This window comes from Massilia sp. BHUDP2 (genome assembly GCF_046236355.1).
In the GTDB taxonomy this organism is placed as follows: domain Bacteria; phylum Pseudomonadota; class Gammaproteobacteria; order Burkholderiales; family Burkholderiaceae_D; genus Telluria; species Telluria varians.
Genome location: NZ_JBJUVW010000003.1, coordinates 299,922 through 319,797, shown reverse-complemented (window position 1 = coordinate 319,797; position 19,876 = coordinate 299,922). Strand labels below are relative to the sequence as shown.

18 protein-coding genes are annotated in these 19,876 nt (G+C 66.6%); 13 read left to right on the top strand and 5 right to left on the bottom strand.

All coding sequences use genetic code 11. The features are described from left to right. Together uraH and ACK6C6_RS18155 are read right to left on the bottom strand one after the other, a co-directional pair. Positions 1–411, bottom strand: a complete 411-nt coding sequence (gene uraH / locus ACK6C6_RS18160; RefSeq protein WP_409268608.1) for a hydroxyisourate hydrolase — start codon at positions 409–411, stop codon at positions 1–3. 29 nt (positions 412–440) lie between these two features. Beyond that, on the bottom strand, positions 441–932 hold the full coding sequence (locus ACK6C6_RS18155) for a GlcG/HbpS family heme-binding protein (RefSeq protein WP_409268607.1): 492 nt from the start codon (positions 930–932) through the stop codon (positions 441–443). A gap of 117 nt (positions 933–1,049) precedes the next feature. Here ACK6C6_RS18155 and ACK6C6_RS18150 point away from each other — a divergent pair, with 117 nt between their 5' ends. The 4 genes from ACK6C6_RS18150 to ACK6C6_RS18135 all read left to right on the top strand — a co-directional run bounded on the left by ACK6C6_RS18150 (position 1,050) and on the right by ACK6C6_RS18135 (position 4,850). Next, complete coding sequence (locus tag ACK6C6_RS18150) at positions 1,050–1,736, top strand: heavy metal response regulator transcription factor (RefSeq protein ID WP_209589120.1); 687 nt, start codon at positions 1,050–1,052, stop codon at positions 1,734–1,736. Then, a complete protein-coding gene (locus tag ACK6C6_RS18145; protein ID WP_409268605.1) occupies positions 1,733–3,121 on the top strand; it encodes a heavy metal sensor histidine kinase in 1,389 nt (462 codons plus the stop codon). The genes ACK6C6_RS18150 and ACK6C6_RS18145 overlap by 4 nt, the downstream gene beginning before the upstream one ends. Positions 3,122–3,252: 131 nt before the next feature. Further along, entirely contained in the window at positions 3,253–4,224 is a 972-nt protein-coding gene (gene msrP, locus ACK6C6_RS18140; protein WP_027867224.1) for a protein-methionine-sulfoxide reductase catalytic subunit MsrP, read from the top strand. Further along, positions 4,224–4,850, top strand: a complete 627-nt coding sequence (locus ACK6C6_RS18135) for a sulfite oxidase heme-binding subunit YedZ (RefSeq protein WP_409268604.1) — start codon at positions 4,224–4,226, stop codon at positions 4,848–4,850. The genes msrP and ACK6C6_RS18135 overlap by 1 nt, the downstream gene beginning before the upstream one ends. Before the next feature lie 109 nt (positions 4,851–4,959). Here the strand turns inward: ACK6C6_RS18135 and lysA are convergent, their stop codons facing one another. Then, a complete protein-coding gene (gene lysA, locus ACK6C6_RS18130) occupies positions 4,960–6,237 on the bottom strand; it encodes a diaminopimelate decarboxylase (RefSeq protein ID WP_209589124.1) in 1,278 nt (425 codons plus the stop codon). A gap of 8 nt (positions 6,238–6,245) precedes the next feature. Next, entirely contained in the window at positions 6,246–6,440 is a 195-nt protein-coding gene (gene lptM / locus ACK6C6_RS18125; protein WP_200879954.1) for an LPS translocon maturation chaperone LptM, read from the bottom strand. Positions 6,441–6,481: 41 nt separating this feature from the next. On the opposite strand from lptM, the gene cyaY reads away from it, so the two are divergent. Beyond that, a complete protein-coding gene (cyaY, locus tag ACK6C6_RS18120) occupies positions 6,482–6,811 on the top strand; it encodes an iron donor protein CyaY (RefSeq protein WP_027867221.1) in 330 nt (109 codons plus the stop codon). A 66-nt stretch (positions 6,812–6,877) separates the two neighbouring features. Here the strand turns inward: cyaY and ACK6C6_RS18115 are convergent, their stop codons facing one another. Next, entirely contained in the window at positions 6,878–9,211 is a 2,334-nt protein-coding gene (locus ACK6C6_RS18115; RefSeq protein ID WP_409268602.1) for a penicillin-binding protein 1A, read from the bottom strand. 342 nt (positions 9,212–9,553) lie between these two features. Between ACK6C6_RS18115 and ACK6C6_RS18110 the strand changes: the two genes are divergently transcribed. The 8 genes from ACK6C6_RS18110 to ACK6C6_RS18075 all read left to right on the top strand — a co-directional run bounded on the left by ACK6C6_RS18110 (position 9,554) and on the right by ACK6C6_RS18075 (position 19,737). Then, entirely contained in the window at positions 9,554–10,618 is a 1,065-nt protein-coding gene (locus ACK6C6_RS18110; RefSeq protein ID WP_409268601.1) for a pilus assembly protein PilM, read from the top strand. Then, positions 10,618–11,244: a PilN domain-containing protein gene (locus tag ACK6C6_RS18105; protein ID WP_209589127.1), complete on the top strand. Its 627-nt coding sequence runs from the start codon at positions 10,618–10,620 to the stop codon at positions 11,242–11,244. The genes ACK6C6_RS18110 and ACK6C6_RS18105 overlap by 1 nt, the downstream gene beginning before the upstream one ends. Further along, positions 11,241–11,909 carry a type 4a pilus biogenesis protein PilO gene (locus ACK6C6_RS18100; RefSeq protein ID WP_409268599.1) on the top strand — a complete coding sequence of 223 codons (669 nt, stop codon included), beginning with the start codon at positions 11,241–11,243 and terminating at the stop codon, positions 11,907–11,909. Before ACK6C6_RS18105 ends, ACK6C6_RS18100 begins: the two co-directional genes overlap by 4 nt. Continuing rightward, positions 11,906–12,454 (top strand): pilus assembly protein PilP, encoded by a 549-nt coding sequence (locus tag ACK6C6_RS18095; protein ID WP_409268598.1) that lies wholly within the window; start codon positions 11,906–11,908, stop codon positions 12,452–12,454. Before ACK6C6_RS18100 ends, ACK6C6_RS18095 begins: the two co-directional genes overlap by 4 nt. Before the next feature lie 8 nt (positions 12,455–12,462). Further along, the gene (gene pilQ, locus ACK6C6_RS18090; RefSeq protein WP_036208856.1) at positions 12,463–14,649 is read left to right on the top strand and encodes a type IV pilus secretin PilQ; all 2,187 of its coding nucleotides are present in this window, start codon (positions 12,463–12,465) and stop codon (positions 14,647–14,649) included. A 55-nt stretch (positions 14,650–14,704) separates the two neighbouring features. Then, a complete protein-coding gene (locus ACK6C6_RS18085) occupies positions 14,705–16,834 on the top strand; it encodes an Ig-like domain-containing protein (RefSeq protein ID WP_409268596.1) in 2,130 nt (709 codons plus the stop codon). Between the two features lie 120 nt (positions 16,835–16,954). Further along, positions 16,955–18,598, top strand: coding sequence for a bifunctional shikimate kinase/3-dehydroquinate synthase AroKB (gene aroKB / locus ACK6C6_RS18080; RefSeq protein WP_409269193.1), 1,644 nt, complete (start codon positions 16,955–16,957; stop codon positions 18,596–18,598). 5 nt (positions 18,599–18,603) lie between these two features. Further along, the gene (locus ACK6C6_RS18075) at positions 18,604–19,737 is read left to right on the top strand and encodes a deoxyguanosinetriphosphate triphosphohydrolase (RefSeq protein ID WP_409268595.1); all 1,134 of its coding nucleotides are present in this window, start codon (positions 18,604–18,606) and stop codon (positions 19,735–19,737) included. Positions 19,738–19,876 lie beyond the last annotated feature (139 nt).

Sequence of the window (19,876 nt, the reverse complement as noted above, 5' to 3'; positions counted from 1 at the left end):
TCAATTACCCCGGTAGGTCGAGTAGCCGAAGGGGCTCAGCAGCAGCGGGACGTGGTAATGCTGCGTGGGCGCATCCACGGTGAACTCGACCGGAATCTGGGGGAAGAAGCTGGGCTGCCCCTTGCGCTTGTAGTGCTCGCCGGTCTTGAACACGATGCGGTAGTCGGCCGCCGGCATCGGTTTATTTTCCGGATACAGGGCAGGGATGCGTCCCTGCTCGTTGGTGACGCCGCGCGCCAGTTCGCGCCACCCGATGCCTGCGCGCTGTTCCAGCGTGACTTCGATGCCTGCCGTTGGCTGGCCGCTCTGCAGGTCGAGCACGTGGACGCTGAGCGGATTCTGCGCGGCGCTTGCCGCGATGCTGGCAAAGCCCAGCAGGCTGGCGAGGGCGAGTCGGTGGATGGTTTGCATGGCGTTCTCCTAAGTTAAGGCAACAATATTCAAGGGATGGGTTGGTCGAGCTCGGGCACGGCGCCGATGGCGCGCTCCGCGCAGGCATGGTCGTTCAGCGGCCCGCCGCCGCCGGCCACGCCGATGGCGCCGACGACCTGCTTGTGCGCCAGCAGCGGTACGCCCCCGCCGAGCAGCAGGAGTTCGGGCAGGGTGGCCAGGTTGCGGGTGTCCGGGGCGGACTGCGCGTCGCGTGCCAGCAGCAGCGTCGGCTTGCGCGTCGACAGCGCGGTATACGCCTTGCGCCGGCTGGCCTCGGTATTGTGCGGACCGACGCCGTCGTCGCGCTGCACGACCACCAGGTTGCCGCCCTGGTCGACCACGGCCACGACGATCGCGCGGCCTTCACTGCGGCAGGACTGGATGGCGCGCTCCGCCAGGCGCTTGGCCGCTTCCAGGCCGAGTGCCGGCTGCTGGCGCAGCTGTGCGCCGGCCGGGGCCGCGGCCAGCGCTGCGAGAAGCAAGATGAGATTTCTGGACATGGTCTTCCTTCGACATGGGATGGCCGCCATCTTGTCATGCGCCTGCCGACGCCAGGCTGACCGCCAGATGACAGTTTCGTCATGTTTGGGCGCATCCCTTCGGCATAGAATGCGCTTATGAGCATTCTCGTGATCGAAGACGAGCCGAAGACCGGCGATTACCTCCAGCGCGGCCTGGCCGAGTCGGGCTTTGCGGTGCGGCTCGCGCGCAATGGACGCGACGGCCTGGCCATCGCCCGCGAGGAAGAGATCGAGCTGGTGGTGCTGGACGTGATGCTGCCGCGCATGGACGGCTGGCAGGTACTGGAAGCCCTGCGCGCCGACCCGGATACCGAACAGATCCCGGTGCTGTTCCTGACGGCGCGCGACGAGGTCGAGGACCGCGTGCGCGGGCTGGAACTGGGCGCCGACGATTACCTGGTCAAGCCTTTCGCTTTTGTCGAGCTGGTGGCGCGTATCCGCACCCTGCTGCGGCGCGGGCCGGTGCGCGAGGAAGAACTGATCCGCATCGCCGACCTCGAAATCGACGTGCTGCGCCGCCGCGTGCGGCGCGGCGCCGAGACCATCGCGCTCACGGCCCAGGAGTTCGCGCTGCTGCACCTGCTGGCGCGGCGCCAGGGCCAGGTGCTGTCGCGCGCCCTGATCGCGTCCCAGGTCTGGGACATGAACTTCGACAGCGATACCAACGTCATCGATGCCGCCGTGCGCCGCCTGCGGCGCAAGATCGACGACCCCTTCACGCAGAAACTGATCCATACGCGGCGCGGCATGGGCTACGTCTGCGAGGCGCAGGCCCCGGCATGAAACCCTCCTGGCGCCATTCCCTGACCCTGCGCGTGACGCTCGCCTTCGTGCTGATCGTCGCGCTGACCGCGGCGGGCCTGGGCATCTACCTGTACCGCGCCTTCGTGGCCGAGATCGCGCGCCGCGACGACCTGCAATTGCTGGGCAAGCTGCGCCAGGTGCAGATCGTGCTCGGTCGTCCGGGCGCGGCCGAACTGCTGGCGGCGCAGCCCGATTTTTTCCGCGACACCATGAGCGGCCAGGAGAACTCGCTGGTGCGCATCGTCGCGCCGGGCGGTGCGGTGCTGGCCGACATCAACCCGCGTGGCGAGCGCTATCCCGTGCCGCCGGAGGCCGGGCCGGCGCCGGGCCGCGACGCCATCGCCGGCTGGACGGCGCAGGACGGCACGCCCGGCCGGGTGGTCGCGGGCAGCGCGCGCCTGGGCGCGAATCAGGTGACGGTGGTGGTGGCGCGCGCCTATGCCGAACGCACCGCCATGTTCGCGCGCTACCGCGCCCGTATCCTGGCCGCCTGCGCGGTCGGCGCCCTGCTGGCTGCCGCGCTGGCGGCCCTGATGCTGCGCCGCGGCCTGCGGCCCCTGCGCACGGTCGCCGAGCATGCGGCCCTCATCAAGCCGGGCACCCTGGCGCAACGCCTCGACATCGGCGCTGCGCCGTCCGAGCTGCGGCCGCTGATCGATGCCTTCAACGCCATGCTGCAACGCCTGCAGGATGGCTATGCGCGCCTGTCCGGCTTCTCGGCCGACCTGGCGCACGAGTTCAGGACGCCGGTGACGAACATGATCGGACAAAGCCAGGTCGCGCTCGGGCAGGGCCGCAGCCGGGAAGAATATGAAACCCTGCTGGCCTCGAACATCGAGGAGCTCGAGCGCCTGGCGCGCATGATCGAGAGCATGCTGTTCCTCGCCCGCGCCGGCCAGGACGAGGTGGTGCTGGCGCGCCAGCCGCTGGTGGCGCTGGATGAGCTGGAGCGGGTGGCGGATTTCTTCGAGGGCATGGCCGAGGAACGCGGCCTGCGCCTGGAATGCAGCGGGGAGGGGCGCTTCGCCGCCGATCCGGCGCTGGTGCGGCGGGCACTGGCCAACCTGGTCTCGAACGCGGTGCGCCATGCGGATGCGGGCAGCACCATCAGGCTGCATGCCGAACCGCGCCCCGGCATGCTGGAGCTGAGCGTGAGCAACGTGGGCGCGGCGATTCCACGCGAGCACCTGGACCATTTGTTCGACCGCTTCTACCGCGCCGACAGCGCCCGCAGCGATGCGGAAGGCTCGACGGGACTGGGCCTGTCCATCGTCAGCGCCATCTTGAACCTGCACGGCGGCAAAGCGATCGTGCAGTCGAACGGTCCCGACACCCGTTTCATCCTTGCCTTTCCCACCGGGTAGGGCGCCGGGCGGGGCCTGACGCGCTTTTGTCCAGCGTGCCGCGCCTCATCCTTGCCGGACGGCAGCCGGCGCTAACGTGCGCCCAAGCCGTCTGGTGTAACCTGAAGTCTCTCTCTGTAGCGGAGTCAGCCATGCTTTTCAAACGCAGTCCGAACGGGATCGACCTCCCGTATCCGTCCGAGATCACGCCGCGCGAAGTGTATGAAGGCCGGCGCCAGTTTATCGCCCGTATCGCCGCCACGGCAGCCGTGGGCAGCGGTATCTGGGAGATGGCCAACCGCGAAGCTTTCGCGCAAGGCGTGAAGCTCGCCGCCACCCGCAACGCGGCCCTGTCGACGCAGGAACAGCAAACCTCGTTCAAGGACGCCAGCTCGTACAACAACTTCTACGAATTCGGTACCGACAAGGGCGACCCGGTCGAGAACGCGCACAGCCTGCGCACCCGGCCGTGGACCGTGACGATCGAGGGCGAGGTGAAAAAACCGGTCACGCTCGACATCGACCGCATCCTCAAGCTGGCGCCGCTGGAAGAGCGCGTCTACCGCCTGCGCTGCGTCGAGGGCTGGTCGATGGTGATTCCCTGGGTCGGCTATTCGCTGTCGAACCTGCTCAAGCAGGTCGAGCCGACCGCCAATGCCAAGTACGTCGAGTTCACCACCCTGGCCGACCGCAAGCAGATGCCCGGCCTGCGCAGCGGCGTGCTCGACTGGCCCTATGTGGAAGGCCTGCGCATGGACGAGGCCATGCATCCGCTCACGCTGCTCACCGTCGGCATGTACGGCCAGGTGCTGCCGAACCAGAACGGCGCGCCGGTGCGCCTGATCGTGCCCTGGAAGTACGGCTTCAAGTCGGCCAAGTCGATCGTCCGGATCCGCCTGGTGAGCCGCCAGCCGCGCACCGCCTGGAACGACTCGGCGCCGAGCGAATACGGTTTTTATTCGAACGTGAACCCGAACGTGGACCACCCGCGCTGGTCGCAGGCCACCGAGCGCCGCATCGGCGAGGATGGCTTCTTCCAGCGCAAGCGCAAGACCCTGATGTTCAACGGCTACGACCAGGTCGCCTCGCTGTACAGCGGCATGGACCTGAAGAAGTTCTACTGATGGCGTTCACTCCGTCCAACAAGCAGGTCGGCACGATCAAGGCGGTGGTGTTCGTGCTGGCGCTGCTGCCTTTCCTGCGCATGGCCTGGCTGGTATTCCAGGGCGTGCCGGTCGAGCCGCTCGAATTCCTCACGCGCGGCACCGGCGACTGGACCCTGTACTTCCTGTGCATCACGCTGGCGGTGACGCCGCTGCGCCGTTTCACCGGCTGGAACTGGGGCGTGCGGCTGCGGCGCATGCTGGGGCTGTTCGCCTTCTTCTATGCGCTGCTGCACTTCACCTGTTTCTTCTGGTTCGATCATTTCTTCGACGTCGCCGGGATGCTCAAGGACGTCGTGAAACGGCCCTTCATCACCGTGGGCTTCATCGCCTTCGTGCTCCTGATTCCGCTGGCGGCGACCAGCACCAATGCGATGATCAGGCGCCTGGGCGGCAAACGCTGGCAGTGGCTGCACCGGCTGATCTATGTGGTGGCGCCGCTGGGCATCCTGCATTTCTGGTGGATGAAGGCGGGGAAGAACGACTTCCAGGAGCCGATCATTTTTGGGCTGGTCGTGGCGGCGCTGCTGGGATTGCGCGTGTACTGGAGCGCGGCCAGGAAGACGCATAAAGCCGCGGTGTCGTAGGGTGGGCGGGTCTCCCGCCCACGCGGTCAACCAGCAGCAAGATCAGCGCGCGCGGCTTTTCAATCGCTAACTATCACCGCGTGGGCAGGAAACCTGCCCACCCTACAGATTATTTCAGCATCGATTCCAGCGCGAACAGATCGGCCGGATTCTCGCGCTGGCGGATTACGTGGACCTGGTCGCCGTCGACGATCACCTCGGCCGCGCGGCCGCGGGTGTTGTAGTTCGAGGCCATGGTCATGCCGTAGGCGCCGGCGGTCATGATCGCCAGCAGGTCGCCCGGCTCGACGGCGAGATCGCGCTCGCGCGCCAGCCAGTCGCCCGATTCGCACACGGGACCCACCACGTCATAGCTCAGCTTGGCGCCTTCGCGCGGGCTGACCGGCTGCACGCCCATCCAGGCCTGGTACAGGGTCGGACGCATCAGGTCGTTCATGGCCGCGTCGACGATGGCGAAGTTCTTTTCCACGCCCGGCTTGAGGTACTCGATTTTGGTCAGCAGCACGCCGGTATCGGCCACGATCGAGCGGCCCGGTTCGAAGATCACCTTGACCGGCTTGCCCTCGTATTTCTCGGCACGCCAGGCGTCGATGCGGGCGAACAGGCGGCCCAGGTAGTCGCCCACCGGCACCGGCGGCTTGTCGCCCTCGGCGCCGTAGTTCACGCCCAGGCCGCCGCCGATGTCGAGGTGGTGCAGCACGATGCCTTCGCCGGCCAGGGTGTCGATCAGCTCGATCAGCTTGTCCAGCGCTTCCAGCAGCGGCGCGTCGTCCAGCAGCTGCGAGCCGATGTGGCAATCGATGCCGACCACGTCCAGGTTCGGCAGCGAGGCCGCGGTGCGGTAGGTGTCCAGGGCATCGTCGAACGCCACGCCGAACTTGTTGGCCTTCAGGCCGGTGGCGATGTAGGGGTGGGTCTTGGCGTCCACGTTCGGGTTCACGCGCAGCGACACCGGCGCGCGCTTGCCCATGCTGCCGGCCACTTCGTTGAGGCGGTGCAGTTCCGGGATCGATTCGACGTTGAAGCACAGGATGCCCTTTTCCAGCGCCAGCTGCATTTCCTCGACGGTCTTGCCGACGCCCGAGAAGATGGTCTTGCCCGGGTCGCCGCCGGCGGCGATCACGCGCAGCAGTTCGCCGCCCGAGACGATGTCGAAGCCGGCGCCTTCGCGGTTCAGGAGGTCGAGGATGGCCAGGTTCGAGTTGGCCTTCATCGCGTAGCACACCAGTGCGTCGCGGCCCTTGCAGGCGTCGGAATAGGCGCGGAAGTTTTCCAGCAGCGCCGACTTCGAATAGACATAGGTCGGCGTGCCGAATTGTTCGGCGATGGCGGGCAGGGCAACGCTGTCGGCGTGCAGGACGCCGTTCTGGTACTGGAAGTGCGACATGGGTAAGCTTACTTGGTTGGGGCCGGGGTGGAGGCGTTATTCGATGGAACTGGCTGGGCTGGCTGCGGATTGGCTTCCGCCACGGCGGCTGCGGAGGGCTTGGCTGGCGGGTTCGGCATGTAGAGCGGACCCGTCTGGCCGCAGCCGGCGAGAAGCACGGCCACCAGGCCGGCACCGGAAAGACGTGCGATGGTGGAGTTCACGATTAGAATGGGGGTTTGATTAGCGAACTTTGGAGTGTAGCATGACCGAATCCGAATTTTTGGCGCTGGCCGAAAGCACCCTTGACCGCATCGAGGCCTGCCTCGACAAGCTGAACGACGACGACGTGGTCGACGTCGAGTGCAAGCGCAGCGGCAACGTGCTGGAAGTCGAATTCCTGGACAACGCGTCGAAGATCATCATCAACAGCCAGGCCCCGCTGCAGGAAATGTGGGTGGCGGCGCGCTCGGGCGGCTACCACTACAAGCGCGTCGGCGACCAGTGGCGCAATACCCGCGACGATACCGAGCTGTTCGCCTCGCTGTCGCAGTATGTGACGGAGCAGGGCGGGGCGCCCGTTTCGATGGGCTGATTCCCTTGCGGCGGACGTAAAAATGGCGACCCGCGGGTCGCCATTTTTTTACCATTCGGTCAAAAATCAGAACAACTCGTTCCTGACCGCGTCGCGCTGCTTCTGCTCGGCCGGCGCCGGCGGCGGGCCGACGTCCAGCGTCGCCACCCCGGTGCCCGGCGGCATCTCGGCATAGTAGTACTCGCCGTTGGCCAGGATCAGCCCCGGCGGCACGTCGCGCTCGACGTTTTCCTCGCCTTTCAGCGCCTTGCCCATGTAGTTGATCCAGATCGGCAGGGCCAGGCCGCCGCCGGTCTCGCGGTTGCCGAGGTTCTTCGGCTGGTCGTAGCCGATCCAGGCAACGCCCACCAGCTTCGGGTTGTAGCCTGCGAACCAGGCGTCGACCGAATCGTTGGTGGTGCCGGTCTTGCCCGCCAGGTCGGTGCGCTTGAGCGCCATGGCCTTGGTCGCGGTACCGTAGCGCACCACATCCTTGAGCATGCTGTCGACCAGGAAGGCGTTGCGCGCGTCGATCACGCGGTTGGCCTCGACGCCGGCGCGCTCCGGACGCGCTTCGGACAGTACCTTGCCGTCGCTGTCGGTCACCTTCGAGATGATGTAGGGGCTGATGCGGTAGCCGCCGTTGGCGAACACGGCATAGGCGCCGGCCATCTGCAGCGGCGTGGTCGAGCCGGCGCCCAGCGCCAGCGTCAGGTAGGCGGGGTTGCGCTCGGCGTCGAAGCCGAAGCGGGTCGCGAATTCCTGGCCGTAGCGCGCGCCGATCTTGTTCAGGATGCGGATCGAGACCATGTTCTTCGACTGCGTCAGGCCGCGCCGCATGGTGATCGGGCCCTCGTACCGGTTGTCGTAGTTCTTCGGCACCCAAGCCTGGCCGCCGGTCTGGCCGGCATCGAAACTGATCGGGGCGTCGTTGACGATGGTCGCCGGCGACAGGCCGCGCTCGAGCGAAGCCGAATAGATGAAGGGCTTGAACGAGGAGCCCGGCTGGCGCCAGGCCTGCGTCACGTGGTTGAACTTGTTGCGGTTGAAGTCGAAGCCGCCGACCAGCGCGCGGATCGCGCCGTCCTCGGTGCTGGTCGCAACGAAGGCCGATTCCACTTCCGGCATCTGGGTGATGACCCATTTCGACTCGTCGTCCTGCATCACGCGGATCACCGCGCCGCGGCGCAGGCGGCGGTTCGGCGCCGCCTTCTCCGACAGCCAGGCCCTGGCGAAGGACAGGCCCGGGCCGGTCATCTTGATGGTCTCGCCCGAGGCGATGGTGGCGGTCACCTCGGTCGGCGAGGCCTTCAGCACGATGGCGGCGACGATGTTGTCGCTGTCCGGATGCTCGGCCAGCTCGGCCTCGATGGCTTCCTCGGCCTCGCCCTTGCTGCTGGGGATGTCGATATACGATTCGGGGCCGCGGTAGGGGTGGCGGCGCTCGTACTCCATCACACCGCGGCGCACCGCCAGGTAGGCCGCGTCCTGGTCGGCCTTGGTGATGGTGGTGAACACGTTCAGGCCACGGGTGTAGGTGTCTTCCTTGAACTGCTCGTAGACCAGCTGGCGCGCCATCTCGGCCACGTACTCGGCGTGCACGCCGAAGGCGGTGCTGTCGGTCTTGATCGTGAGCCGCTCGTTCTTGGCCTGCGCGTACTGGGCTTCGGTGATGTAGCCGAGATCGCGCATGCGCTGCAGGATGTACTGCTGGCGGGTCTTGGCGCGGGTCGGGTTGACCACCGGGTTATACGCAGATGGCGCCTTCGGCAGGCCGGCCAGCATCGCGGCTTCGGCCACGCTGATGTCGCGCAGGTCCTTGCCGAAGTAGATCTGGGCCGCCGACTGGAAGCCGAAGGCGCGCTGGCCCAGGTAGATCTGGTTCATGTAGAGCTCGAGGATCTGGTCCTTGGAGAGGTTCTTCTCGATCTTCCAGGCCAGCATCGCCTCGTAGGCCTTGCGCTTGAAGGTCTGCTCGGACGACAGGAAGAAGTTGCGCGCCACCTGCTGGGTGATGGTCGAGGCGCCCTGGCGCGTCGTCGTGGTGGCGTTGCGGAACGCCGCGCGCAGGATGCCCCAGTAGTCGATGCCGCTGTGCTCGTAGAAGCGGTCGTCCTCGATCGACAGCACCGCCTTCTTCATGACATCCGGGATGTCCTTGAAACGCACCAGAGTGCGGCGCTCCTCGCCGAATTCGCCGATCAGGACGTTATCGGCGGTGAAGATCCGCAGCGGCATCTTGGGCCGGTAGTCGGTGATGGTGTCGAGCGCGGGCAGGTTCGGGTAGGCCATCGCAAGCGCGAACACGAGCACCAGCACGCCGATGGCGGCCAGGCCGGTGAGGGCCCCGAAGGCCATCAGGATCAGGCGCTTGGGACTGTACTTCGAGGCGCCCGATTTGGGCGATTGTTTCTCTTTCATGCTGGTTTTTACTCCCTTGAACCGTCCCATTATAAGTCAGGGCTTTCGGAGCTGACACACGGACTGCTGAGTCAGAACTTAAGGCTAAGCAAGCGGAACAATGGCAAGCTGGAAACGGTCGTGGCAGGGGTGATAACACTCCATGCCAGAGTGTGGCGCGCACGCGCCGGATTGATGTGTTCCCTCATAGAAATATCTTGTCTGGGTGCATCCTTTTAAGTACGATCTAACGCGGTGCCTCATAAATATGCACCAACTCATTGAGTTAACAGGACATACCCCCAAGCGGGCGTTCAACACAAGATCCTGCAACGGGCAGGAGGGCAGCCGAGGAGTACGCTCGTGATCAATCTAGGTTCCTTGTTCGGGAAATCGAGTCCGCCGCTGGCCGGGCTCGATATCAGCACGTCGGGCGTCCGCCTGGTCGAGCTGGAAGACGCCGGCAAGGGTGAACTGCGCCTGGAGCGCTATGCCGCCGAACCGCTGCCGCGTGGCGCGGTCGTGGACGGCAACATCGAAAACATCGAGCAGGTGGCCGAGGCCGTGCGCCGCGTCTGGAAAAAGAGCGGCACCAAGGCCAAGCACGTGGCGCTCGGCATGCCGCCCGCCGCGGTCATCACCAAGAAGATCATCCTGCCGGCCGGCCTGTCGGAAGACCAGTTGGAAGTGCAGGTGGAGTCCGAGGCCAGCCAGTACATCCCGTTCGCGCTGGACGAAGTCAGCCTGGATTTCGACGTGATCGGCCAGGCCCCTAACTCGGCCGAAGACATGGAAGTCATGCTCGCCGCGGCGCGCCGCGAAAAGGTCGAGGACCGCGTGGCGATCGCCGAAGCGGCCGGCCTGACGGCCACCGTGATGGACATCGAATCCTATGCCGCGCGCGCCGCGCTGGCGAGAAGCGCCAATGCCAAGCCCGGGCAGATCGTGGCGCTGTTCCAGATCGGCGCCCAGGCCACCCACGTGTCGGTGCTGCAGGACGGCGAGACCATCTACGAGCGCGAGCAGCCCTTTGGCGGCAATATCCTGACCCAGGACATCGTGCGCGCCTACGGCCTGTCCTTCGAGGACGCCGAAACCCGCAAGCGCGCCGACGACCTGCCGGAGAACTACCGCGCCGAGCTGCTCCAGCCTTTCCTGGAAAGCGCCGCGCTGGAAGTCACGCGCGCGATCCAGTTTTTCTTCACCTCCACGCCGTACACCCGGATCGACCAGCTCTACCTGGCCGGCGGCTGCGCCGCACTGCCCGGCCTCCTCGAACTGATCGGCAGCCGCACCCGCATTCCGAGCAGTGTCGTGGCGCCTTTCCAGGGCATGTCCTACGGTTCCCTCGTGCGTGAACAGCAGCTGCGCCAGGAAGGCGCGGCCTACCTGGTCGCCTGCGGCCTGGCTCTGCGGAGGTTCGGCTGATGATCCGCATTAACCTGTTACCCCACCGCGAAGCCAAGCGCAAGCAGAAGCAGGCGGCGTTCGTGGCCATGCTGGCGGCGGGCGGCGTCGCCGGCGCCGCCGTGGTGCTGCTGGTCGGCGCCTGGAACGCCAGCCGCATCTCGGTCCAGAACGAACGCAACCTGGTGCTCAAGCAGGCCAGCGCGGAACTGGACAAGAAGATCGGCCAGATCAAGACCCTGAAGGAAGAAATCGAGGCCCTGAAGGCACGCCAGCAGGCGGTCGAGGACCTGCAGAGCGACCGCAACCAGCCGGTCTACGTGCTCGACGAACTGGTGCGCCAGACGCCGGAGGGCGTCTACCTGAAATCCTTCCGCCAGGACGGCCAGCGGGTGACGCTGAACGGCTATGCGCAGTCGCAGGAGCGGGTCGCCGAACTGCTGCGCAACGTGTCCGGTTCCTCACCCTGGCTGGAACGCCCGAACCTGACCGAGGTGCGGGTCTCCACCCTGGGCCAGGGCAAGGCGACGGCGCGCCGGGTCGTCGAGTTCCAGATGGACGTGGCGATCAAGCGCCCGCGCGAGCAGGAAGCGCAAGGCGACGGCAAGCCGGGCGCCAAGTTGGCCAAGGCGGCAGGAACACCATGAATATCGATCTCAAAGACCTCGGCGCCCAGCTCGCCGCCCAGTTCCAGGACCTGCAGGGCCGCCAGCCCGGGCAGTGGCCGCTGGCCCCGCGCCTGCTGTGCGCGGCCGGCGTGATGGCGGCCGTCACCGGCCTCGGCTATTTCTTCTACTGGAGCGAGCAGTTCCAGGAACAGGAAAGGCTCGCCGCCCAGGAAGCCAGCCTGCGCGACGAATACAAGATCAAGATGGCCCAGGCGATCAACCTCGACGCCCTGCAGGCCCAGAAGGCCCAGGTCGACCAATACGTGGTCCGCCTCGAGAAGCAGCTGCCGAGCAAGTCGGAAATGGCGGACCTGCTGTCCGACATCAACCAGGCCGGCGTCGGCCGCGGCCTGCAGTTCGAGCTGTTCAAGCCGGGCCAGGAAGTGATCCGCGACTACTACGCCGAACTGCCGATCGACATCAAGGTGAGCGGCAAGTACAACGACGTCGGCGCCTTCGCCGCCGACATGGCCCACCTGCCGCGCATCGTCACGCTCAACAACATGATCCTGACGACGCGCGACGGCGCTCTGCAGCTGGAAGCGGTGGCCAAGACCTTCCGCTACCTCGACGCCGACGAGATCGGCGCGCAGAAGAAGGCGCGCAAGGACAAGAAGAAGGTCAAGGAAGGAGCGGCGAAATGACGCACAAGCTGATGCAGATCGTCTGCGCGTTCGGCGCGGCAGCCCTGCTTGCCGGCTGCGGCGACGGCGACGTGCAGGAAGTGCGCGACTGGATGAAGCAGGTCGAGCGCGAGACCGTCCCGAAGGTGAAACCGCTGCCGGAACCGAAGGAATTCGTCCCCTACGCCTACAACCCGGGCGAAGCGGTCGAGCCCTTCAGCGAGGCCAAGCTGCTCAACGAGATGGCGCGGATGGCGGCGACCAGCACCAATCCGCTGCAGCCGGACGAGAGCCGCCCGCGCGAGGTGCTCGAGCATTACCCGCTCGACGTCATGCGCATGGTCGGCACCCTGCAGAAGGGCGGCGCCAGCTACGCGCTGGTGCAGATCGACGCGCAGATCTATCGGGTCAAGGCGGGCCAGCGCATCGGACAGAATCACGGGTTGGTCACGCGCATCAGCGAAGGCGCGATCGACATCAGGGAAACAGTGCAGGACGCCACCGGCGACTGGGTCGAGCGCAAGGCGACGATCGAGCTGGCGGAAAGCAAGGAGACCGGGAAATGAGCCCAGGCATGAACACGCAAACCATTCGCACCCTCCGCATCACCGTGCCGGCCTGGCTGGCGCGCTGCGGCGCTGCTGTCCTGATGACGCTTGCCGCGGGCGCCGCCGCGGCCCAGGGCAACGCCATCGAATCGATCACGGCCAACCAGCAGGGCGCCAACGTGGTCCTGAACATCGCCATGCGCGAAGCGCCGGCCAAGCCGCCGATCGGTTTCTCGATCACCAATCCGGCGCGCATCGCGCTGGACTTCGGCGCCACCAGCAACGCAACCGGCAAGACCTCGCAGGACATCAACCTCGGCGATGTGCGCAGCCTGAACGTGGTGCAGGCCGGCGCGCGCACCCGCCTGGTGCTGAACATGGCGCGCGCGCTGAACTATGCCACCGCCATCGACGGCAAGTCGGTGATCGTCACCGTCGAGGGCTCGGGCGGCGTGGCCCAGGCCGTGAACGCCTCCGGCATGCCGGTCGCATCGAACGCGCCCGCGGTTTCGGCTGGAAAGCACATGTTGCGCGACCTCGACTTCCGCCGCGGCAGCAACGGCGAAGGCCGCGTCGTGGTCGATCTGCCGAACGGCCAGGTCGGCGTCGACGTGCGCCAGGCCGGCAACCAGGTGATCGTCGACTTCCTGCGCACCGGCCTGCCGGAGACGCTGCGCCGCCGCCTCGACGTGACCGACTTCGGCACGCCGGTCTCGCGCATCACCACCGCGGCCCAGGGCGAGAACGTGCGCATGACCATCGACGCCCAGGGAGCATGGGAACAGTCGGTGTACCAGAGCGACACCCAGCTGATCGTCGACGTGCGTCCGGTCAAGGAAGACCCGAACCGTCCGGGCGGCAACGCTAGCGGCTACCGCGGCGAGAAGCTGTCCTTCAACTTCCAGAACGTCGAAGTGCGCGCCGCGCTGCAGGCGATCGCCGACATCTCGGGCCTGAACATCATCACCAGCGATTCCGTCACCGGCAACCTGACCCTGCGCCTGCGCGACGTGCCCTGGGACCAGGCTCTGGACGTGGTCCTGCAGGCCAAGGGCCTGGACATGCGCAAGAACGGCAACGTGCTGTGGATTGCGCCGCGCGAGGAACTGCTGACCAAGGAAAAGCTCGAGCTCGAGCAGCGCGCCCAGATCGCCGACCTCGAGCCGCTGCGCTCCGAGATCTTCCAGCTGAACTACCAGAAGGTCGAGGCCTTCCGCACCGTGTTCGGCCTGGATCCGGACGGCGGCGCTTCCGCCGACACCAGCAACCGGAACCGCGTGCTGTCCAAGCGCGGCAGCGCCATCATCGACCCGCGCACCAACCAGCTGTTCGTGACCGACATCGCCTCCAAGATCGAGGACATCCGCAAGCTGATCCAGAAGACCGACGTCGCCTCCAAGCAGGTGCTGATCGAGGCGCGCCTGGTGGAAGCGAACGACGGCTTCTCGCGCAACCTCGGCGCCAAGCTGGGCTTTGCCGACCTGCGCACCCTGCGCGGCGGCGATTCGGGCTGGCAGGTCAAGGGCAACGAGCGCGTCGCGATCGGCGGCAACCTGACCGGCGTGGGCCAGGTCACCGGACAGACCCCGGACGAAGGCGACGGCTACACCAACACCACCATGGTCAACCTGCCGGCCGCGCCGATCGGCGGCACGCCGGCGTCCTCGCTGGCCTTCAGCCTGTTCTCCTCGGCCGCCAACCGCTTCCTCAACCTGGAACTGTCGGCCCTGGAAGCAGACGGCAAGGGCAAGATCATCTCGAGCCCGCGCGTGGTCACCGAAGACAAGCAGGTCGCCGTGATCGAGCAGGGCGTCGAGCTGCCGTTCCAGGTCGCCACCAGCAGCGGCGCGACCTCGATCACTTTCAAGAAGGCCAACCTGCGCCTGGAAGTGACGCCGCAGATCACCCCGGACGGCAACGTCGTGCTCGACGTCGACGTCAACAAGGACTCGAAGGGCGAGGAAACCCGCGCCGGCCCGGCGATCAATACGCAGCACGTGAAGACCAAGGTCATGGTCGAGAACGGCGGCACGGTGGTGCTGGGCGGTATCTACCAGCAGACCGAACGCAACAACGAAAGCAAGGTCCCGCTGCTGGGCGACGTGCCGGTGCTCGGCTACCTGTTCAAGACGACCGGACGCGAAAGCACCAAGACCGAACTGCTGGTGTTCATCACGCCGAAGATCGTGACCGACGCGGCGGCGGGACGCTGAGCGCGGCGCCCGAACGAGACATTACAACGACATAACAATAGAAAGAACAGAAGTCATGCCTTACTCTCCACAACATGATGTCCGGAGTACGATCGGCCGCTGGACCGCGATCGGCCTTGCCGCCGCCATGCTCGTTGCCTGCGGCGGCGGAGGCGGCAATCCGGGCGCCACGGGCGGCACCGGCTCGGGCGGCACGGGCACTGGGGGTACCGGTACCGGAGGCACCGGCACGCCGGCCACCAGCGAGCCGAAAGTCAGCCTCGCGCTGACCAATGGCAGCGGCGCCGCCGTCACGTCGCTGTCCGGCGGCCAGAGCGCCTCGGTCAAGGCGACCGTGCTGGACGCGGCCGGCAAGCCGGCCCCGAACGTCATCGTCAAGTTCAGCGCGAGCGAAGGCACCCTCGTGAGCTTTACGCCGGAAAGCGCCTCGGCCCTGACCGACGCCAGCGGCGTGGCCGTGGTGGCGGTCAAGCCGGCCAGCGTCGATTCGGCCGGTGCAACCGCGATCACCGCGACTGCGGTGGTGGCGAGCAAGACCGCCACCGGCGCCACCAACATTTCGGTCGGCGCCGCGCCGCGCACGGTCGGCACACTGGCCTTCGTGCCTGCTCCTGGCGGCACGCTGCCGGCGTTCAGCACCGTCGCGCTGCGCATTCCCGTATCGAGCGGCGGCCAGCCCGCGACCGAGGCGCCTGGCCTCACCATGAGTTCCGTGTGCGTGGGAGACGGCACCGCGACCCTGGTCCCCGGCAGCTTCGCCAACGGCTTCCAGACCGCCACCTATACCAACAACGGCTGCCTCAGGGGCACCGACCGCATCACGGTCTCGATCGGCAACTCGTCGCAGAGCATCGACATCCCGGTCGGCGCCGCCAACATCGGCGCCATCCAGTTCGCCGGCAGCAGCGTGGCGGGCAGTTCGATCGTGCTGAAGGGATCGGGCGGCCAGGGCCGTACCGAGGCTGCGCAGATCAACTTCCGCGTGGTCGACCAGCATGGCAACGGCCTGCAGGGCGTGGACGTGGATTTCAGCCCCACCACCAGCACCGGCGGCCTGTCGGTATCGCCGACCCGCGCCACCACCGATTCCACCGGCCGGGTCATGACCATGGTGTCGTCGGGAACGATCCCGACCCCGGTGCGCGTCATTGCCGAAGCCAGCCGCAACGGCGTGAAGATCAGCGGCCTGTCGGATACCCTGACCATCTCGACCGGTTTGCCGATGCAGAAGTTCATGTCGATGAGCGCCACCAAGTACAACCTCGAGGGCGGCTACGACAACGAGACCAGCGCCATCACGGTCCTGCTGGCCGACCAGTACGGCAACCCGGTGTCGGACAACACCGCCGTCAATTTCGTCACCGAAGGCGGCGCCGTCGGCAGTTCGGCCCAGGGCGCGTGCGTCACCAGCAACGGCGGCTGCACCGTCAACCTGCGTACCCAGGAGTTCCGGCCGGTGAACGGCCGTGTCACCGTGCTGGCCTACCTGCAGGGCGTCGAAGACTTTACCGACAGCAACGGCGATGGCCAGTACACCTGTACCGGCTATACCGGCACGACACCCTACCGTCCGCTGGTCGACACCTGTCTGTCGGGCGGCGAGCCCTTCGTCGATCAGGGCGATGCCTTCCTCGACACCGGCAACCACGCCGTGGTGAGCGGGCAGCCGGACAAGAAGGACAGCCTGGACGGCGTCTATGAAGCCGGCAAGGGCGACCTGCCGTTCCCATACAACCGCAGTAGCTACAGTGCCGCCGGCGACAACAAGTGGGGACTGAACTACATCCGCCGCTCGATCGAGCTGACCTTCAGCGGTTCCGAGGCGAACCTGGTGCGCCAGGTCTGTACCGGCCCGAACTGCCGCGACTGGACTGCCGCGGACGGTGACCCGAGCATCGTGCAGGGCGTGGCGGGCGCGAGCTGCTCGGAGCAAAGGCTTTCCTTCCGCCTGTACGACAGGAACAATAATCCGTTGCCCTTCGGCACTACCGTGGGTGGTGGCGATACGACCAAGCTGGGGCTGTCGGAATTCATGCCTAACCTGGTCGCCTCGACCAACGCGATCGGCGGCACGATCCACCACGTGACGGTCAAGCCGGACGCTGCCTGCGCCGCCGGCAGCTTCGTCGTGCGCGTCGCCACGCCGAGGGGTATCGTGAGCGCGTTCACGTTCAAATCCAGCTGAGCACGCCGGTATTTTTTGGCGTAACAAGAGGCGGCCAGTCTATACTGGCCGTCTTTTTTCATTTCTGCGGACCTGGCAGTGCCTCATCCCAAGAACAACAACATCTTCCTGGTCGGCCTGATGGGGGCGGGAAAGACCACCATCGGCCGACAGCTGGCGCGCAAGCTCGGCATGCGCTTCGTCGATTCCGACCACGAGATCGAAGCGCGCACCGGGGCGTCGATTCCCTGGATCTTCGAGATCGAGGGCGAGGCCAGCTTTCGGCGGCGCGAAGCGGACATGATCCGCGAGCTGAGCGCGCAGGACGGCCTGGTGCTGGCCACCGGCGGCGGCGCGGTGCTGAATCCCGCCAGCCGCGCGCTGCTGGCCGAGCGCGGCACCGTGGTCTACCTGCGCGCCTCGATCGGCAGCATCCTGCAGCGCACCGCGCACGACAAGAACCGTCCGCTGCTGCAGACCGCCGACCCGCGCGCCAAACTCGAGGAACTGCTGGCCCAGCGCGACCCGCTGTACCGCGAGATCGCGGACCTCGTCATCGATACCGGCCGACCTAACGTACAATCGATGGTACAGATCATTTTGGACCAGCTTGTCGCGCAGGATGCCGCTTATGCGTCCGCCCGCGCGCGCCGGCTGGCAAGCGACCCGATGAACGCAATGAACCAAGCGGCACCCACCATCCTCAACGTCGAACTGGGCGAGCGCAGCTACCCGATCACGATCGGCCCCCGCCTGCTGGACGACGGCGCGCTGCTGGCGCGCCACATCGACGGCGGCAAGGCCGCCATCGTCACCAACACCACCGTCGCGCCGCTGTACCTGGCGCGCGTCGCCGGCGCCCTGCGCGCGGCCGGCCGCGAGGTGGTCGAGATCATCCTGCCGGACGGCGAGGAGCACAAGAACTGGCAATCGCTGAACCTGGTGTTCGACGCGCTGCTCCAGCACAAGTGCGACCGCAAGACCACCGTCGTGGCGCTGGGCGGCGGCGTGATCGGCGACCTGGCCGGCTTCGCGGCAAGCAGCTACATGCGCGGCGTGCCCTTCGTGCAGGTGCCGACCACGCTGCTGTCGCAGGTCGATTCCTCGGTGGGCGGCAAGACCGGCATCAACCACCCGCTCGGCAAGAACATGATCGGCGCGTTCTACCAGCCGCGCGCCGTGATCGCCGACACCGCCACCCTCGACACCCTGCCGCCGCGCGAACTGGCGGCCGGCCTGGCCGAGGTGATCAAGCATGGCGCCATCCTCGATGCCGCCTACTTCGAGTGGATCGAGGCCAACATCGAGAAGCTGGTGGCGCGCGAGCCGGAAGCGATGGCCTACGCGATCGCGCGCTCCTGCGAGATCAAGGCGGAAGTCGTGCGCAAGGACGAACGCGAAGGCGGCCTGCGCGCGGTGCTGAATTTCGGCCATACCTTCGGCCACGCGATCGAGGCCGGCCTGGGCTTCGGCACCTGGCTGCACGGCGAAGCCGTCGGCTGCGGCATGGTGATGGCCGCCGACCTGTCGGCGCGCCTCGGCCTGATCGACGCGGCGACCGTGGAGCGCGTGCGCAAGCTGGTGCAGGCGGCCGGCCTGCCGACCGTGGCGCCTGACCTCGGCCTCGATCGCTGGATCGAGCTGATGGCGGTGGACAAGAAGAACGAGGGCGGGGAGATCAAGTTCATCCTGCTCAAGCCCCTGGGCAGCCCGTCGATCACGACTGTGCCGCCGGAGATCCTGCGGGCAACATTGGCCAACTGCGTGGCCGCCTGCCAGGAGTAAACGCGATGGACTTCGACGCACGCCTTGCCCCTTATGCAGCCCATTCGTCGAAGTCGCGCGGCCGGACCCACATCGAGCCGCCGGCAGGGTCGCGCAGCGAGTTCCAGCGCGACCGCGACCGCATCATCCACTCGACCGCTTTCCGCCGGCTCGAGTACAAGACCCAGGTCTTCCTGAACCACGAGGGTGACCTGTTCCGCACCCGGCTCACGCACAGCATCGAGGTGGCCCAGATCGGCCGCACGCTGGCGCGCAGCCTGGGGCTGAACGAAGACCTGGTCGAAGCCACCGCGCTGGCGCACGACCTCGGGCACACGCCTTTCGGCCACGTCGGCCAGGACGTGCTCAACGAGTGCATGAAGGACTACGGCGGCTTCGAGCACAACCTGCAGAGCCTGCGCGTGGTGGACGAGCTGGAAGAGCACTACGGCGCCTTCGACGGCCTCAACCTCACCTTCGAAACCCGCGAGGGCATCCTCAAGCACTGCTCGCTGGCGAACGCCCGCCAGCTGGGCGAGCTCGGGCGCCGTTTCATGGAGCGCAGTCAGCCCAGCCTGGAAGCGCAGCTGACCAACCTGGCCGACGAGATCGCCTACAACAACCACGACATCGACGACGGCCTGCGTTCCGGCCTGCTCACGATGGCGCAGATGGAAGAAGTGGAGCTGTTCGCGCGCCACCGCCATACGGTGGAGACCCAGTATCCGGGCCTGCCGGGACGGCGCGCACTGTACGAGACGATCCGCCTGATGATCACGGCGATGACGGCCGACTTGGTCGAGACCTCGGCTGCGTTACTCAAGGAAGCGGCGCCGAAGGACATCGACGACGTGCGCGCCTCGCCGCCCCTGATCCGCTTCTCGCCGCAGATGCGCGCGGAGACCACGGCGCTGAAACGCTTCCTGTACGCGAACCTCTACCGGCACTTCCAGGTGAACCGCATGCGCGTGAAGGCCAGCCGCATCGTGCGCGAGCTGTTCGAGGCCTTCCTGACGGACCCGGTGCTGCTGCCGAACGATTACCAGGTGGAAGGGGATCCAATGCGGCAGGCGAGGAAGATTGCGGATTACATTGCGGGGATGACGGACCGGTATGCGATCAGGGAGCATCGGCGAATCTTTTCGCTCGATCACTTCTGACGCCACCGTCAGTCGTCAGCGCATGAACGTCATTCCCGCGAAGGCGGGAATCCAAGTTCGTTGCGTCACGTTAGCGGGTGCACGCAAGCGTTTGCGGTCTGCGAGGGAAATTGGATCCCGGCCTTCGCCGGGATGACGG

Coding starts and splice junctions, on each gene's coding strand:
- ACK6C6_RS18135 (WP_409268604.1), top strand. CDS start 4,224: ATGGCGTTCACTCCGTCCAACAAGCAGGTCGGCACGATCAAGGCGGTG.
- msrP (WP_027867224.1), top strand. CDS start 3,253: ATGCTTTTCAAACGCAGTCCGAACGGGATCGACCTCCCGTATCCGTCC.
- uraH (WP_409268608.1), bottom strand. CDS start 411: ATGCAAACCATCCACCGACTCGCCCTCGCCAGCCTGCTGGGCTTTGCC.
- ACK6C6_RS18075 (WP_409268595.1), top strand. CDS start 18,604: ATGGACTTCGACGCACGCCTTGCCCCTTATGCAGCCCATTCGTCGAAG.
- ACK6C6_RS18155 (WP_409268607.1), bottom strand. CDS start 932: ATGTCCAGAAATCTCATCTTGCTTCTCGCAGCGCTGGCCGCGGCCCCG.
- ACK6C6_RS18100 (WP_409268599.1), top strand. CDS start 11,241: ATGAATATCGATCTCAAAGACCTCGGCGCCCAGCTCGCCGCCCAGTTC.
- ACK6C6_RS18095 (WP_409268598.1), top strand. CDS start 11,906: ATGACGCACAAGCTGATGCAGATCGTCTGCGCGTTCGGCGCGGCAGCC.
- ACK6C6_RS18105 (WP_209589127.1), top strand. CDS start 10,618: ATGATCCGCATTAACCTGTTACCCCACCGCGAAGCCAAGCGCAAGCAG.
- aroKB (WP_409269193.1), top strand. CDS start 16,955: ATGGGGGCGGGAAAGACCACCATCGGCCGACAGCTGGCGCGCAAGCTC.
- ACK6C6_RS18150 (WP_209589120.1), top strand. CDS start 1,050: ATGAGCATTCTCGTGATCGAAGACGAGCCGAAGACCGGCGATTACCTC.
- ACK6C6_RS18115 (WP_409268602.1), bottom strand. CDS start 9,211: ATGAAAGAGAAACAATCGCCCAAATCGGGCGCCTCGAAGTACAGTCCC.
- lysA (WP_209589124.1), bottom strand. CDS start 6,237: ATGTCGCACTTCCAGTACCAGAACGGCGTCCTGCACGCCGACAGCGTT.
- ACK6C6_RS18085 (WP_409268596.1), top strand. CDS start 14,705: ATGCCTTACTCTCCACAACATGATGTCCGGAGTACGATCGGCCGCTGG.
- cyaY (WP_027867221.1), top strand. CDS start 6,482: ATGACCGAATCCGAATTTTTGGCGCTGGCCGAAAGCACCCTTGACCGC.
- ACK6C6_RS18145 (WP_409268605.1), top strand. CDS start 1,733: ATGAAACCCTCCTGGCGCCATTCCCTGACCCTGCGCGTGACGCTCGCC.
- pilQ (WP_036208856.1), top strand. CDS start 12,463: ATGAACACGCAAACCATTCGCACCCTCCGCATCACCGTGCCGGCCTGG.